Origin of the sequence: Streptomyces sp. NPDC053431 (genome assembly GCF_044544925.1) — a bacterium.
Taxonomy (GTDB): domain Bacteria; phylum Actinomycetota; class Actinomycetes; order Streptomycetales; family Streptomycetaceae; genus Streptomyces.
This window is the reverse complement of the sequence record NZ_JBITXX010000004.1, coordinates 300,407-315,613: the sequence shown is the minus strand read 5'-3', so window position 1 is coordinate 315,613 and position 15,207 is coordinate 300,407. Positions and strand designations below refer to the sequence as shown.

Genomic DNA, 15,207 nt, shown 5'->3' with positions numbered 1-15,207 from the left:
CGGACCGTCAGCGATGATCCCCGGAGAAATCAGGTACGGGGACGGACCGGTGACCCTCAACGAGGGCCGCCCCGTCACCCGCCTCACCGTCCTCAACGCCGCCGACCGGCCCGTCCAGGTCGGCTCGCACTACCACTTCGCCGAGGCCAACCCCGGTCTCGACTTCGACCGCGCCGCCGCCCGCGGTCTGCGCCTGAACATCGCCGCCGGCACCGCCGTCCGCTTCGAGCCCGGCATCCCCGTCGAGGTCGAGCTCGTACCGATCGCCGGCCGCCGGATCGTGCCCGGCCTGCGCGGCGAGACCGCGGGACCCCTCGACCACGACGAGACCCAGGGAGGCGAGCGTGCCTGAGCTGCACCGTGCCGTCTACGCCGACCTGTTCGGCCCCACCACCGGCGACCGCGTCCGGCTCGCCGACACCGACCTGTTCGTCGAGATCGAGGAGGACCGCTCCGGCGGCCCCGGCCGCGCCGGCGAGGAGGCCGTCTTCGGCGGCGGCAAGGTCATCCGCGAGTCGATGGGCCAGTCCCGCACCACCCGCGCCGAAGGCGCCCCGGACACCGTGATCACCGGCGCCGTGGTCATCGACCACTGGGGGATCGTCAAGGCCGACATCGGCATCCGCGACGGGCGGATCACCGCCCTGGGCAAGGCCGGCAACCCCGACACCATGGACGGGGTCCACCCCGCGCTCGTCATCGGTCCCGAGACCGAGGTGATCGTCGGCAACGGCCGGATCGTCACCGCGGGCGCCGTCGACACCCACGTCCACTTCATCTCGCCCACCGTCGTCGAGCAGGCCCTCGCCACCGGCGTGACCACGCTCGTCGGCGGCGGCACCGGACCGGCCGAGGGCACCAAGGCCACCACCATCACCCCCGGCCCCTGGCACATGGCCCGGATGTTCGAGGCCCTGGACACCTTCCCCGTGAACATCGGCCTGCTCGGCAAGGGCAACACGATGTCCCGGGAGGCCATGCACTCCCAACTGCGCGGCGGTGCCCTCGGCTTCAAGATCCACGAGGACTGGGGGGCCACCCCGGCCGTCATCGACGCCTGCCTGAGCGTCTGCGAGGAGACCGGCGCCCAGCTGGCCATCCACACCGACACCCTCAACGAGGCCGGCTTCGTCGGCGACACCCTCGCCGCCATCGCGGGCCGGACCATCCACGCGTACCACACGGAGGGCGCGGGCGGCGGGCACGCGCCGGACATCATCACCGTCGTGTCCGAGCCGTACGTGCTGCCCAGCTCGACGAACCCCACCCGGCCGCACACCGTCAACACCATCGAGGAACACCTCGACATGCTGATGGTCTGCCACCACCTCAACCCGGCCGTGCCGGAGGACCTCGCCTTCGCCGAGTCCCGGATCCGGCCCTCCACGATCGCCGCCGAGGACGTGCTGCACGACCTCGGCGCCATCTCGATCATCTCCTCCGACTCCCAGGCCATGGGCCGGATCGGCGAGGTGATCATGCGGACCTGGCAGACCGCCCACGTCATGAAGCGGCGGCGCGGCGCGCTGCCCGGCGACGGCGCCGCCGACAACCACCGGGCCCGGCGCTACGTCGCCAAGTACACGATCAACCCGGCCGTCGCCCAGGGCATGGACCACCTCATCGGCTCCGTCGAACCCGGCAAGCTCGCCGACCTGGTGCTGTGGGAGCCGGCCTTCTTCGGCGTCAAGCCGCTCGTCGTCGTCAAGGGCGGCCAGATCGCGTACGCGCAGATGGGCGACGCCAACGCTTCCATCCCGACGCCCCAACCGGTGCTTCCTCGGCCGATGTTCGGCGCGCTCGGCCGGGCCGCCGCGGCCGGCTCGGTCAACTTCGTCGCCCAGGCCGCCCTCGAGGACGACCTGCCGCACCGGCTCGGCCTGCACAAGGAGTTCACCGCCATCGGCTCCACCCGCCGGGTCACCAAGGCCGACATGCGGGAGAACGACGCCCTGCCCCGGGTCGAGGTCGACGCCGACACCTTCTCGGTGACCATCGACGGCGAGCACGTCGAACCGGCACCCGCGGCCGAACTGCCCATGGCCCAGCGCTACTTCCTCTTCTGAGCGCCGAAGGCCCGAATCGACGATGACCCGATCCGCACTCCTCGTGCTCGCCGACGGGCGGTTCCCCGCCGGCGGGCACGCCCACTCGGGCGGCGCCGAAGCCGCCGTCAAGGCCGGCCGGCTCACGAACGCCGCCGACCTGGAGGCGTTCTGCCGCGGCCGGCTGCACACCACCGGCCTCACCACGGCCGGCCTCGCCGCCGCCGCGGCCCTCGGCGCCGACCCCCACGCGCTCGACGCCGCCGCCGACGCCCGCACCCCCTCGCCCGCCCTGCGCGCCGTCAGCCGCAAGCTCGGCCGGCAGCTCATGCGGGCGGCCCGGGCCGCCTGGCCCGGCCCCGAACTCGACCGGCTCGCCGCCGCGTTCCCGCGCGGCGCGCACCAGCCCGTCGTCCTCGGGGTCGCGGCCCGCGCCGCCGGACTCGGCCCCGAGGACGCCGCCCACTGCGTCGCGTACGAGACTGTCGGCGGCCCCGCGACCGCCGTCGTGCGCCTCCTCGGCCTGGATCCCTTCCAGGCCACCGCCGTCCTCGCCCGCCTCGCTCCCGCCCTGGACGAGGTCGCCGCCGAGGCTGCCGAGCGCGCCGCCGCCGCGCTCGGCGGCGCGGGCGGCGGCCTGGACGCACTGCCCGCCGCCTCGGCCCCGCTGCTCGACCTGACCGCCGAGCAGCACGCGGCCTGGCCCGTCCGCCTCTTCGCCTCGTAACTCCCCCGCAAGGAGCCCTCCATGCACCTCGACCACGGCCACGACCACGGCCTCGCCGTCTCCGCCGACGCCCACCGGCCCGACGGCACCCGCCGCGCCCTGCGCATCGGCCTCGGCGGCCCCGTCGGCTCCGGCAAGACCGCCACGGTCGCCGCCCTCTGCCGCGCCCTGCGCGACTCCCTCTCCCTCGCCGTCGTCACCAACGACATCTACACCCGCGAGGACGCCGAGTTCCTGCTCCGCGAGGCCGTCCTGCCGCCGGAGCGCATCCAGGCCGTCGAGACCGGCGCCTGCCCGCACACCGCGATCCGCGACGACATCTCCGCCAACCTCGAAGCCGTCGAGGACCTGGAGGACTCCGCGGGCCCGCTCGACCTCGTCCTCGTCGAGTCCGGCGGCGACAACCTCACCGCCACCTTCTCCAAGGGCCTCGTCGACGCCCAGATCTTCGTCATCGACGTCGCCGGCGGAGACGACATCCCGCGCAAGGGCGGCCCCGGCGTCAGCACCGCCGACCTGCTCGTGATCAACAAGACCGACCTCGCCCCGTACGTCGGCTCCGACCTGGAGCGGATGGCCCGCGACGCCAAGGAGCAGCGCGGCGAACTGCCCGTCGCCTTCACCTCCCTGCGCTCGGCGGAGGGCGTCGCGCCCGTCGCCGACTGGGTCCGTGCCCGCCTCACGGACTGGACCGCATGAACCTGCCCGACCGCATGAGCCTCGCCGCCACCGCCCGCGTCACCGCCGCGGCCGACGGCACCCTCCCGGTCCTGGAGAGCGAGGGCCCCCTCGCGCTGCGCCGCACCCGCGCCCCCGGCCCGTACACCCGCGTCACCGTCGTCGGTGCGATGAGCGCCCCGCTCGGCGGCGACCGGCTCGCCCTGCTCGTGGACGTGCGGGACGGGGCGCGGCTGCTCGTCGACTCGGCGGCCGCGACCGTCGCCCTGCCCGGGCGGTCCGCCGCGACCGCCACGTACGACGTCACGCTCACCGTCGGCGCGGACGCGGAACTGCGCTGGCTGCCCGAACAGCTGGTCTCCGCCGCCGGTTCGGCGCTGCGGATGCGGACGACCGTCGAACTCGCCCCCACCGCGCGTCTCGTCCTTCGAGAAGAACAGGTCCTCGGGAGGCACGGCGAGCCGCCCGGCACCCTCGCCACCCGGCTCACCGTGCGCCTCGCCGGACGTCCGCTGCTCGACCAGGAACTGCGCTACGGCCCCGGAGCTCCCGGCGGCTGGAACGGCCCCGCGGTCCTCGCCGGCCACCGCGCCACCGGCCAACTCCTCGTCGTCGACCCGGCATTCCAGGACAAACCGGCCGAAGTCCGGCTGCTCGGTGAGCACGCCGTGCTCGCCCCCCTCGCCGGGCCCGCCGCCCTCGTCACCGCCGCCGCCCCCGACGCCCTCGCGCTGCGCCGCGTCCTCGACGAGGCGCAGGGGCTGCTCGCCGGCGGCCGGTGACGGTTCCGCTCAGCGGTACACCGGTCTCCGGTTATTGGTTCGGCAAAGAAACACCCGTACGCCCTTTCACCCGTGGCCACCTTGACGAAAGGATCCCCCGGACAGCACAGGACCACGGCGCTGCCACGGGGGCGGCGCCCACAAGGGGGAGGGACCACTTGAGACGTACAGCAGTGTTCGGCTCTGCCGGCACGCTGGCCGCGGCCACGCTCATAGCCGGCGCCCTGGCCGCACCGACGGCCAGCGCCCAGAGCAGCAGCCACGACCGCGACGACGAGGCGCGCGGCGCCACCGTCGCCGCCGCCCGCGCAGCGAAGGCGGGCATCGACTGGCAGGACTGTCCTGCCGACTGGGGCCTGGAGAAGCCCATCCAGTGCGGCTGGGTCACCGTCCCGGTCGACTACGCGAAGCCCAACGGCAAGCAGATCAAGATCGCCGTCGACCGCGTCGTCTCCACCGGCACGCCCGCCGAGCGCCAGGGCGCGCTGCTCTACAACCCGGGCGGCCCCGGCGGCTCGGGCCTGCGCTTCCCGCGCCGTGTCACCACCAAGAACAAGATCTGGGCGAACACCGCCAAGGCCTACGACTTCGTCGGCTTCGACCCGCGCGGCGTCGGCCACTCGGCGCCCATCTCCTGCGTCGACCCGACCGAGTTCGTCAAGGGCCCCAAGCTCGACCCGGTGCCGGACAGCGAGGCGGACAAGCTCGCCCAGCGCAAGCTGGCCGCCGAGTACGCCAAGGGCTGCGCCGAGAAGAGCGGCGACATGCTGCCCTACATGACGACCCGCAACACGGCCCGTGACCTCGACGTCGTCCGGGCCGCGCTCGGCGAGAAGAAGCTCAACTTCATCGGCGTCTCCTACGGCACCTACCTCGGCGCCGTCTACGGCACGCTGTACCCGACCCACGTGCGCCGCATGGTGGTCGACAGCGTGGTCAACCCGTCGAAGAAGGAGATCTGGTACGGGGCCAACCTCAACCAGGACATCGCCTTCGAGGGCCGGCTCAAGGACTGGATGACCTGGGTCGCCCAGCACGACGACGCCTTCCACCTCGGCAAGACCTACGCCGAGGTCCAGCAGCAGTGGGTGACCCTGCGCGCCGCCGCCAAGAAGAACCCCCTCGGCGGCAAGGTGGGCCCGGCCGAGCTCATCGGCTTCTTCCAGAACGCCCCGTACTACGACTCCATGTGGGTCCCGGTCGCGGAGGCCTGGAGCGCCTACGCCGCGGGCGACCCGCAGCCGCTGATCGACGCGGCCGCCTCCGACCCCACCGACACCGCCGGCAACATCTCCTCGGAGAACGGCAACGCGGTCTACACCGCCGTCGAGTGCGCCGACGCGCCCTGGCCGACCAGCTGGAAGAAGTGGGACCGGGACAACTCCCGCCTCCACGAGCAGAACCCGTTCATGACCTGGGCCAACGCCTGGATGAACCTGCCCTGCGCCACCTGGTCCGCGCCGCGCCAGCGGGTGACCGACGTGCGCACCGGCAAGGGCCTGCCGCCGGTGCTCATCGTCCAGTCCGAGCGTGACGCGGCCACGCCGTACGCCGGCGCCGTCGAGCTGCACAAGCGGTTCAAGGGCTCGCGTCTGATCACCGAGAAGAACGCGGGCTCGCACGGTGTCACCGGCCTGGTGAACCCGTGCATCAACCCCCGGGTCGAGACGTACCTGCTGACCGGCCAGGTGGACAGCCAGGACGTGACGTGCGAGCCGCACGCCACGCCCCAGCCGTAACACCGCACGACGCCAAGGGGGGGGGGGGGGGCGGCCGCGCCCCCCCCCCCCCCCCCGGGAACCCCCCCCCCCCCCCCCCCCCCCCCCCCCCCGCCCCCCCCAACCCCCCCCCCCCCCCCCCCCCCCCCCCCCCCCCCCCCCCTACCCCCCCCCCCCCCGGGGGGGGGGGGGGGCCCCGCCCCCCCCCCCCCCCTCCGCCGTTTCAGCGCGAGGCCAGCCAGGCGTCCTCCGCCGCGTAGTCGAAGAAGTCCACCCCGTACTTCACCAGCCCGGGGAAGGCCTCCCGCCAGTCCTGCCGCGCCACCGTCGCCGCCAGCCACTCGACCGTGCCCGGCAGCGAATCCTCGTACGTCACCACCGGCCGGTAGCCCAACTCCCGCTCCGCCGCCGCCATGTCGTAGACGACCGGATGGGGCGCCGTCCACGGCGTGAGCCCCACCGTGCCGGCCGCCGCGCCCTCGAGGAGGACGGTCTCGCTCGTCACCCCCATCACCGCGTCGATCGCCGCACCGATCTCCGCGACCGTCGGCGCCACCGGGTCCCCGCCGTTGAGCACCCGGGTGCCCGGCCTCGCCGCGGCCAGCCGGGTCAGCTCGGCCAGGTTGTCCACGTGCACGGGGTGGAAGCGGGAGCGGCCGCCCTCCGCGAGCACCCGCACCGGTCGCCCGTCCAGCGCCCGCTTCACGAACCACAGCTCCCGCGGCCCCGGGGAGTACGGCCCGTGGACGGCGCCCGCCCGCAGCACGGTCGTCGGCAGCCTCTCGCCCGCGGCGAGCAACTCTCGTTCCAGCGCGACCTTGCGCGTCCCGTACGAGGACCCGCCCGGCGCCACCGTCCGCTGGGTCTCCGGGATCGGCACCGGATAGCGCGGGAAGCCGTCCGGCTCCTCCTGCGTGTCGAAGCTCCGCCCCCGGTCGTCCTCGTAGACGGCGCCGCTGGAGATGATGACCGCGGAACCGATCCGGTCCGCGAGGCCCGTCAACTGGCGGCCGTGCCCGGCGTCGTAGGCCACCACGTCCACCAGGACGTCCGTGCCCGTGCCCAGCGCCGCCGACAGCGCTCCCTCCTCGCCGCGGTCCACCGCCACCGAGCGGACCTCCGCCGGCCACTTCTCTTCCCGGCCGCCCCGGCGCGAGGCGGCCGTCACCTCCCATCCGTCCGCGACGAGCGCCCGCACGGCCGCCCGTCCGATCTGCCCCGTCGCTCCCAGCACGAACGCGTTTCCCTTGGTCATGGAACGGACGCTACGGGTCCGGGGGCGGACGGCCCAGGACCTTTCGCCGTGCGCGGATTCGCCCTCAGCGTCCCCGTCCGGGGAACTTCCTGGGCGCCGCGGCGGTTTCCGCCGCCTTCACCGTCGCCGCGTACTCGTCCACGTACTCCTGCCCCGACAGCGCCAGGATCTCGTACATGATCTCGTCGGTGACCGCGCGCACCGCGGCCTTCTCGCCCGCGAGACCCGCGTACCGGGAGAAGTCCAACGGCTCGCCGAAGCGGATGGTGACCCGGCGGATCCGGGGCAGGACCCGGCCCGGCGGCTGGATCTCGAAGGTGCCGACCATCGCGCACGGCACGACCTTCACGCCCGCCGTCAGTGCCATGACGGCCACCCCGACCTTGCCCTTGTAGAGCCGCCCGTCGTGCGAGCGGGTCCCCTCCGGATAGATCCCGAGCAGCTCGCCCCGGCCGAGCACGCCGAGCCCCTCGCGGATCGCGGCCTGCCCGGCCTCCTTGCCCGAGCGGTCCACCGGGATCTGGCCCGCGCTGCGGAAGAAGGCCGCGGTCAGCCGGCCCTTGAGGCCGGGGCCGGTGAAGTACTCCTGCTTGGCGAGGAAGGTGATCCGGCGGCTCAGCACCACCGGCATCAGGAAATGGTCGGAGAAGGACAGATGGTTCCCCGCGATGATCGCCGCACCCTCCTCGGGCACGTGCTCCAGACCCTCCACCCGTGGCCGGAACAGCAGTCTGAGCAGCGGACCGAGCAGGACGTACTTCAGGACGAGGTAGAACACCGGCAACCCCCGTTCACGCGGCAGCAACCTTCTTTGTAACCAAGCAGGCCCGCGTGGTCCACTGGTGGGGAGAGAGCGGGTTCGATGACAGGCGCGCGCGGGCACAGGCGTCCCGGCGCAGCCGCCACCGCCGTCCTGTGCGCCGTGGTGGCCGCCGGTCTGTACGGCTGCTCCGGCTCGGGCCCGTCGGAGCCGACGCCGACGCCTTCGCCCGCGCCCGCCACCCGGCCACCCGCCTCCTCGTCCCCCGGCGGTGTCTCCCCGTTCACCGGACGGCCCGCCCGCTCCGGCCCGGTCCTCGCCGTCAAGATCGACAACGTGCCGCCGGCCCGGCCGCACACCGGCCTCGCCGAGGCCGACCTCGTCTACGTCGAGCAGGTCGAGTCCGGCCAGACGCGGCTCATGGCGGTCTACGCGTCCCGGCTGCCCGACCGGATCGGCCCCGTCCGCAGCGCCCGCGAGTCCGACCTCGCCCTGCTGCGCCAGTTCGGGCGCCCGGTCCTCGCCTACTCCGGCGCCCAGAGCGCCCTCACCCCGCTGCTGCGGGCCGCCCCGCTCCACCTGGTCACCGAGGGCAGCACCCCCGCGGCGTTCGTCCGCTCCTCCGCCCGGGCCGCTCCGCACAACCTCTACCTGCGGCCCGCCCGCGCGCTCGCCACCGCCCCCGACGCCACCCGCGCCAAGGACATCGGCTTCCGTTTCGGGCCCGCGCCGGCGGACGGCACCCCCGTCAACAGCCGGACGGTCCGCTTCCCCACCGCCCGCTACACCTTCGCCTGGGCGCCCGCCGAGCACGTCTGGCACGTCGCCATGGACGGCCGGTCCGACGGCCCGCTGAAGCCGGCCACCGTCGTGGTGCAGCACGTCACCGTACGGGCCTCGCGCTTCCACGACGTCCTCGGCGCCGTCTCCCCGTACACCGTCACCACCGGCTCCGGCCGCGCACAGGTGCTCCGCGACGGGAAGTCCTACGAGGCCCGCTGGAGCCGGCCGGACGCGGACGCCGGGACCGCCTTCACCACCCCGGCGGGCGCCCCGATGCCCTTCGCGCCCGGGCAGGTGTGGGTCCTGCTCACCGGGAACCGGTGAGGCCCGGCCCGGTTGAGGCCCGGCCCGTGAGGCCCGGCCCGTGAGGCTCAGGGCCGGGGTCCGGGGCGGTGCGGCCGGACGGGCCTGGGGTGCGGCTCTCCGGCGTCGGCGGCCGCCATCCCGATGGTGGCCACGCCGAGCACCACCCAGCCGAACCAGAGCCAGCCGCTGCTGCCGAGCGCCACCGTGTACGTGGTGGTCAGCACCAGCGCCGCGAAGGTGATCACACCCATGGTCTTCGTGGGACCGGACATCATCGCTCCGCCCTCCTCGAAGCCGTCCGACGAAGCCGGGTCGACGACGTCGTTCGACCCCGCCATCGTGACCCCGGAAGCGGGGCGCGCGCCAGACCTCGTACGCGCTGTTGTGCGCCGGTACGGAGGGTTACCGCCCCCGCGCCTGCAGCGAGGCGAGGTACGCGTTGTACGCCTCCAGCTCCTTGTCGCCGTCCCGGTCCGCCGCCCGGTCCTTGCGGACCGCCTGGCGCTGCTCGGAGTGGTACCACTGGTAGACCAGCGCGATCAGCACCAGCACGGAGGGGATCTCGCTGAACGCCCAGGCGATGCCGCCCGCCGCGTGCTGGTCGGACAGCGCGTCGATGCCGAGCGAGGCCGGCGGGTTCTCGTAGACCTTCACCAGCGGCTCGGTCGCCATCATCATCGCGATGCCGAAGAAGGCGTGGAACGGCATGCCCGCGAACAGCTCCAGCATCCGCATCACGTAGCCCGGCCGGTGCGGGCCCGGGTCGACACCCATGATCGGCCAGAAGAAGACCAGACCCACCATGAGGAAGTGCACCATCATCGCGACGTGACCGGCCTGCGAGCCCATGAGGAAGTCGAACAGCGGCGAGAAGTACAGCGCGTAGAGGCTCGCGATGAACATGGAGATGGTGAACGCCGGGTGCGTGACGATCCGCATGTACCGGCTGTGCAGCAGCTTCAGCAGCAGCTCCCGCGGGCCGGTCGAGCCGCGGCCCGCCACCGGCAGGGCCCGCAGCGCCAGCGTCACCGGCGCGCCGAGCAGCAGCAGGATCGGCGACAGCATGGAGATCACCATGTGCTGCACCATGTGCACGCTGAACATGACCATGCCGTAGTCGTTCAGCCTGGTGCACATCACGAGCGCGATGGTCAGCACGCCCACCGCGAAGAACACCGTCCGGCTCACCGGCCACGCGTCCCCGCGCCGCCGCAGCCGCGCCACGCCCCAGCCGTACAGGCCGAGCGCGGCGAGACAGCCGAAGAGGAAGAACAGGTCGGGGGAGAACTCCAGGGCCCGCCCCAGCGTGAACGGCGGCATATCCATCGTCATGCCGTGCCCGCTGTGATCCATGTGTTACTCCTGGAGCCCGATTCGCGCTTGTTGTCCGCACCAGACTAGAACCGCCCCCGGTCGCGATCGCGACCGGGGGCGGTTCGTCGGGGTGGCGCCGCACGGAGGTGCGGTCAGAGCACGTTCTCCGCCTCGGTGTAGCGGTCCTCCGGGACCGTCTTCAGCGTCTCCACGGCCTTCGCCAGCGGGACGAGCACGATGTCGGTGCCCCGCAGCGCCGTCAGCATCCCGAACTCGCCGCGGTGCGCCGCCTCCACCGCGTGCCAGCCGAAGCGGGTCGCGAGGACCCGGTCGTACGCGGTCGGGGTGCCGCCGCGCTGGACGTGGCCGAGGATCACCGGACGGGCCTCCTTGCCGAGGCGCCGCTCCAGCTCGACGGAGAGCTGGTTCGCCACGCCGGTGAAGCGCTCGTGCCCGTAGATGTCCGTGCCGGCGGTCTTGAAGTCCATCGAGCCCTCGCGCGGCTTCGCGCCCTCGGCGACCACGACGATCGCGAAGCGCTTGCCGTCCTCGAAGCGGGCGCCGACCCGGGCGGTCAGCTCGTCCATGTCGAAGGGCCGCTCGGGCACGACGATGGCGTGCGCGCCGGCCGCCATGCCGGAGTGCAGGGCGATCCAGCCGGTGTGCCGGCCCATGACCTCGACGATCAGCACGCGCTGGTGGGACTCGGCGGTGGTCTTCAGCCGGTCCAGGGCCTCGGTCGCCACGGTGACGGCGGTGTCGAAGCCGAAGGTGACGTCGGTCGAGGCGATGTCGTTGTCGATGGTCTTCGGGACGCCGACGATCGGCAGGCCGGCCTCCGACAGGAGGTTCGCGGCCTTCAGGGTGCCCTCGCCGCCGATCGGGATGATCGCGTCGAGGCCCAGGTCCGCGACATGGCCCCTGGCCCGCTCGACGCCGTCGACCAGATGGGCGGGCTGGACCCGCGAGGAGCCGAGGATGGTGCCGCCGCGGGCCAGGATGCCGTTCACGGCCTCGAGGTCCAGCTTGCGGTAGTCGGCCTCCAGGAGGCCCTTCCAGCCGTCGAGGAAGCCGATGACCTCGTCACCGTGGTCGACGACGGCGCGGTGCACGACGGAACGGATGACGGCGTTCAGACCGGGGCAGTCTCCGCCGGAGGTGAGCACACCAATGCGCATAGCCCAAAAACCTTTGCAACGTGGGCCGACTCCCGGACCACGTCGTCCGGCTGGATCCCCGCCACCCTATCGGTGCCGAGCGGCGGGGCCGAACCGAATGTCCGCAGATTGGACACCGTATTCACTTACGAATCCAATGTGCGTCTACCCGCTCAGACGTGCAGTCTGGTGATCCGTCAGGACGGCTGCGTGGCGGCGGCGATGCGCTCGTCGCGCAGCGCCTCGTACCAGCGGTCGTCCGTCGGGGGCAGCGCGTTCACGTCCAGCGCCAGCTTCAGGAGCAGGTCCGCGATCTGCGGGTTCCGCGCCATGACGGGGCCGTGCATGTAGGTGCCGAAGACGGTGTCGTTGTACGCGCCCTCGGTGCCGTCGCCGGTGCCGTTGCCCTTGCCGAACACGGTCCGGGCGAACGGGCGGGCGGTCGGGCCGAGATGGGTGATGCCCTGGTGGTTCTCGAACCCGGTGAGCTGGGGCAGGCCCAGCTGCGGGTCGATGTCGGCGAGCACGTCACCGACACAGCGGGCGCCCTCGCCGCGGACCGTCGTCACGTCGAGCAGGCCGAGGCCCGGCTGGCGCTCGCCGACGTCGTTGACGAACTCGTGGCCCAGGATCTGGTAGCCGGCGCACACCGAGAAGATGATCGCGCCGTTGGAGGCGGCCCGGCTCAGGCCGCCGTCGCGGATCAGCCGCTCGGCCGCGAGCCGCTGCGGCCGGTCCTCGCCGCCACCGATCAGGTAGATGTCGCCGGAGGTCGGGATCGGCTGGTCGCTGCGCACGTCGACGCGCTCGACGCTGAGTCCGCGCTGGTGGGCGCGGCGCTCGACGACGAGGACGTTGCCCTGGTCGCCGTAGGTGCTGAGCAGGTCGGGGTAGACCCAGACCAGACGCAGGCTGCTGTCACTCATGCTGCAAGTCCTTCTGCGGGGTCGAGTCGCGGTCAGTTGCCGACGCGGCGGCGGACGTCCTGGAACGCGGTGTAGTTCGCGATGAGCTCGATCTGTCCCGGCGGGGCCACCGTGACGGCCTCGTCGAGCGTCTCGCACACGCGGAAGTCCACCCCCGCGACCTCCAGGCGGACCGCGAGGTCCAGCTTGCGGTCGCCGATCACCATGATCGGGTGGCCGGCCAGCCGGCCGTAGTCCACGTCCCACAGCCAGGAGGTGTCGGTGCCGTCGGCGCCGCGCGCGTTGACCGAGAGGATCACCGGCGTCGGCGGCTGGTCGATCAGGGAAAACGTTTCGAGCCAGCCGGCCGGGTTCTTCGCCAGCAGCAGCCGCAGCTCACGGCCCTGGAAGGAGACCACGTCATAGCGGCCGGCGACGGCCTGCACCTGGTACATGCGCTCCAGGGCGACCTGCGGCGGCACCCCGAAGACCGCGGCGACCGCGGCCGAGGTGGCGGCGTTCGCCTTGTTGGCGCGGCCGGGCAGCTGGAGGTGGATCGGCCAGGCCGAGCCGTGCGGGTCGAGCACGTGGTCGCCGTTGAGCGCCCAGCTCGGCGCGGGGCGGCGGAAACCGCACTCGCCGCAGAACCAGTCGTCACCGGGGCGCTGCAGCACACCGCCGCAGGAGGGGCAGGACCAGGCGTCGTCCTTCCACTCCTGGCCCACGGCGACCCACACCACGTTGGGGGAGGAGGAGGCGGCCCACACGATCAGCGGGTCGTCCGCGTTGGCGATGACCACGGCCTTGGTGCCGTTGAGGCCCTCGCGCCACTTCTCGGCGAGCATCCGCGTCTCGGCGGCGCGGTCGAGCTGGTCGCGCGAGAGGTTGAGCAGGGCGATCGCCTTCGGGGTGGTGTCCCGGGCGACGCCCGCCAGGTACTTCTCGTCCACCTCGATGACGCCGAACTTGGCGTCCGAGCCGCCGGCCAGGGCGGAGGTGATGCCCGCGGGCATGTTGGCGCCGAGCGCGTTCGACACGACCGGGCCGCTGGCCCGCAGCGCCTCGGCGATCAGCCGGGTCGTCGTGGTCTTGCCGTTGGTCGCCGACACGAGGACCACGTCCAGGTGCTGCGCGAGCCGCCCCAGCAGATCGGGGTCGAGCTTGAGCGCGACCCGGCCGCCGATCACCGATCCGCTGCCGCGTCCCGCGGCCCGTGACACCGCGGCGGCGGCCTTGCCCGCCGTCACGGCCAGCTTGGCGCGCGGCGACAGCGGCTCCGAGTTGCTGCCTGACATCGTCCTTGTTCCTCCTTGCGTCGGTCCGGGCTCAGCCTATCGAGATCCGGCCAGCAGCCCGAACCGCGGCACCACGGCGCGGACGCGCCGACCCCTGAACGTACCCTTGCGCCCATGCGAAACCGGCTGATCCCCGGCAGTTCCGGCCACGTCCGAGCGATGACCCTGCTCGGCGACCCGGTGCTGCACACCCCCTGCGAGCCCGTCACCGACTTCGGCCCCGAGCTGGCCCGCCTCGTCGAGGACATGTTCGCGACGATGTACGCGGCGAACGGCGTGGGCCTCGCCGCCAACCAGGTCGGGGTGGGGCTGCGCGTCTTCGTGTACGACTGCCCCGACGACGAGGACGTCCGGCATCTGGGCCATGTGGTGAACCCGCGCCTGGTCGAGGCCGACGGCGACGTGTTCCGCGGCCCGGAGGGCTGTCTGTCCCTGCCGGGCCTGGAGGCCCCGACCCCGCGCCACGACCGCGCGGTCGTCGAGGGCGTCCGCCTCGACGGCACCCCGGTCCGCGTCGAGGGCACGGGTTTCTTCGCGCGGTGCCTCCAGCACGAGTGCGACCACCTGGAGGGCGGGGTGTACGCCGACCACGTGACGGGATGGGCGCGCCGTCGCCTGCTGCGGGCGATCCGGAAGGAGCCGTGGGGCGGGGGCGCGGAGGTGCTGGGCGGCTGAGCGCCGCGGCGGCGCAGTGCGCCCGGCCCGGGAGCCGGTCAGAACCCCGGCCCGTCCGCCCGGTCGCCGGCGGCCGCCAGCCGTCCCCACAGCAGGTCCGCCAGGCTCCGGACCAACTCCGCGCGCGAGCAGGGGCGTTCGCCCAGCCACCAGTCGCCGGCGGCGTGCATCATGCCGACGATCCCGTGGCCCCAGATGCGGGCCTGCGCCTCGCTGCCCGGTCCGAGGTCGACGCGCTCGGCGATGACCTGACCCAGCTCCTCGCCCATGCGGCGGAGCAGCGGCGCGGAGTGCCGGCCGACGTCGAAGCCCTGCTCCGACTGGTGCGACTCCTCGGCCGGGTGCATGAGGAAGCGGTAGACCTGCGGCATGGCCTCGATGGAGGCCAGATAGGTGTCGAGGGTGGACTCGACCCGCTGCCGCCGCTCGGCGGGCGCGTCGAGCGCGGCCCGGAGCGCCGAGAGGAGGGCGTCGGTGTGGCGGGTGGCGAGGGCTCGGTAGAGGCCGCCCTTGTCGCCGAAGTGGCGGTAGAGGATCGGCTTGGTGATCCCGGCCTCGGCCGCGATGGCGTTCATGGAGGCCTTCGGGCCGTCCCGGAGCACCACGCGGTCCGCCGCCTCCAGCAGCTCCCGGCGCCGCTGGTCGGCCGGCTTCTGCTGATCGGTGGTGGTCCGGTGTGTGGTGTCCATAAGCGTCTCTCCCCGCCCGTACGAAATTCCTGAGGCTGTCCGCAACGTAACACCCGAACGGCACTCGGTGCCGCTGGGCCGTCGCCTGCCAGGAAGCGCTCCGGTGCTGGTTGACAGC

The 15,207-nt window shown here is 73.2% G+C and carries 16 protein-coding genes; 8 read left to right on the top strand and 8 right to left on the bottom strand.

What is annotated here, in order from left to right; translation table 11 throughout:
• Positions 1-13 precede the first annotated feature (13 nt).
• The 6 genes from ACIGXE_RS14085 to ACIGXE_RS14060 all read left to right on the top strand — a co-directional run bounded on the left by ACIGXE_RS14085 (position 14) and on the right by ACIGXE_RS14060 (position 5,971).
• Positions 14-352 (top strand): urease subunit beta, encoded by a 339-nt coding sequence (locus ACIGXE_RS14085; RefSeq protein ID WP_399746893.1) that lies wholly within the window; start codon positions 14-16, stop codon positions 350-352.
• The gene (locus tag ACIGXE_RS14080) at positions 345-2,066 is read left to right on the top strand and encodes an urease subunit alpha (RefSeq protein ID WP_399746891.1); all 1,722 of its coding nucleotides are present in this window, start codon (positions 345-347) and stop codon (positions 2,064-2,066) included. The genes ACIGXE_RS14085 and ACIGXE_RS14080 overlap by 8 nt, the downstream gene beginning before the upstream one ends.
• A 22-nt stretch (positions 2,067-2,088) precedes the next feature.
• On the top strand, positions 2,089-2,772 hold the full coding sequence (locus ACIGXE_RS14075; RefSeq protein WP_399746889.1) for an urease accessory protein UreF: 684 nt from the start codon (positions 2,089-2,091) through the stop codon (positions 2,770-2,772).
• A 21-nt stretch (positions 2,773-2,793) separates the two neighbouring features.
• On the top strand, positions 2,794-3,471 hold the full coding sequence (gene ureG, locus ACIGXE_RS14070) for an urease accessory protein UreG (RefSeq protein WP_399746887.1): 678 nt from the start codon (positions 2,794-2,796) through the stop codon (positions 3,469-3,471).
• A 14-nt stretch (positions 3,472-3,485) separates the two neighbouring features.
• Positions 3,486-4,232, top strand: a complete 747-nt coding sequence (locus ACIGXE_RS14065) for an urease accessory protein UreD (RefSeq protein ID WP_399747141.1) — start codon at positions 3,486-3,488, stop codon at positions 4,230-4,232.
• A 158-nt stretch (positions 4,233-4,390) separates the two neighbouring features.
• A complete protein-coding gene (locus tag ACIGXE_RS14060; protein ID WP_399746885.1) occupies positions 4,391-5,971 on the top strand; it encodes an alpha/beta hydrolase in 1,581 nt (526 codons plus the stop codon).
• Between the two features lie 202 nt (positions 5,972-6,173).
• Here the strand turns inward: ACIGXE_RS14060 and ACIGXE_RS14055 are convergent, their stop codons facing one another.
• Complete coding sequence (locus ACIGXE_RS14055; protein ID WP_399746883.1) at positions 6,174-7,205, bottom strand: NAD-dependent epimerase/dehydratase family protein; 1,032 nt, start codon at positions 7,203-7,205, stop codon at positions 6,174-6,176.
• A 64-nt stretch (positions 7,206-7,269) separates the two neighbouring features.
• A complete protein-coding gene (locus ACIGXE_RS14050; protein WP_399746881.1) occupies positions 7,270-7,983 on the bottom strand; it encodes a lysophospholipid acyltransferase family protein in 714 nt (237 codons plus the stop codon).
• Between the two features lie 84 nt (positions 7,984-8,067).
• Here ACIGXE_RS14050 and ACIGXE_RS14045 point away from each other — a divergent pair, with 84 nt between their 5' ends.
• On the top strand, positions 8,068-9,072 hold the full coding sequence (locus ACIGXE_RS14045; RefSeq protein ID WP_399746879.1) for a DUF3048 domain-containing protein: 1,005 nt from the start codon (positions 8,068-8,070) through the stop codon (positions 9,070-9,072).
• A gap of 47 nt (positions 9,073-9,119) precedes the next feature.
• Here the strand turns inward: ACIGXE_RS14045 and ACIGXE_RS14040 are convergent, their stop codons facing one another.
• From ACIGXE_RS14040 to ACIGXE_RS14020, 5 genes are all read right to left on the bottom strand, one after another.
• Positions 9,120-9,392, bottom strand: coding sequence for a hypothetical protein (locus ACIGXE_RS14040; RefSeq protein ID WP_399747155.1), 273 nt, complete (start codon positions 9,390-9,392; stop codon positions 9,120-9,122).
• Between the two features lie 64 nt (positions 9,393-9,456).
• Complete coding sequence (locus tag ACIGXE_RS14035) at positions 9,457-10,407, bottom strand: cytochrome c oxidase assembly protein (protein WP_399746877.1); 951 nt, start codon at positions 10,405-10,407, stop codon at positions 9,457-9,459.
• 113 nt (positions 10,408-10,520) lie between these two features.
• Entirely contained in the window at positions 10,521-11,546 is a 1,026-nt protein-coding gene (locus ACIGXE_RS14030) for a 6-phosphofructokinase (RefSeq protein ID WP_399746875.1), read from the bottom strand.
• Positions 11,547-11,722: 176 nt separating this feature from the next.
• On the bottom strand, positions 11,723-12,451 hold the full coding sequence (locus ACIGXE_RS14025; RefSeq protein ID WP_399746873.1) for a type 1 glutamine amidotransferase: 729 nt from the start codon (positions 12,449-12,451) through the stop codon (positions 11,723-11,725).
• Positions 12,452-12,483: 32 nt separating this feature from the next.
• On the bottom strand, positions 12,484-13,725 hold the full coding sequence (locus ACIGXE_RS14020; protein ID WP_399746871.1) for a MurT ligase domain-containing protein: 1,242 nt from the start codon (positions 13,723-13,725) through the stop codon (positions 12,484-12,486).
• A 114-nt stretch (positions 13,726-13,839) separates the two neighbouring features.
• On the opposite strand from ACIGXE_RS14020, the gene def reads away from it, so the two are divergent.
• Complete coding sequence (gene def / locus ACIGXE_RS14015; RefSeq protein WP_399746869.1) at positions 13,840-14,400, top strand: peptide deformylase; 561 nt, start codon at positions 13,840-13,842, stop codon at positions 14,398-14,400.
• A 38-nt stretch (positions 14,401-14,438) separates the two neighbouring features.
• Here def and ACIGXE_RS14010 read toward each other — a convergent pair whose 3' ends face one another.
• Positions 14,439-15,089, bottom strand: a complete 651-nt coding sequence (locus ACIGXE_RS14010) for a TetR family transcriptional regulator (protein ID WP_399746867.1) — start codon at positions 15,087-15,089, stop codon at positions 14,439-14,441.
• Between the last annotated feature and the right edge of the window lie 118 nt (positions 15,090-15,207).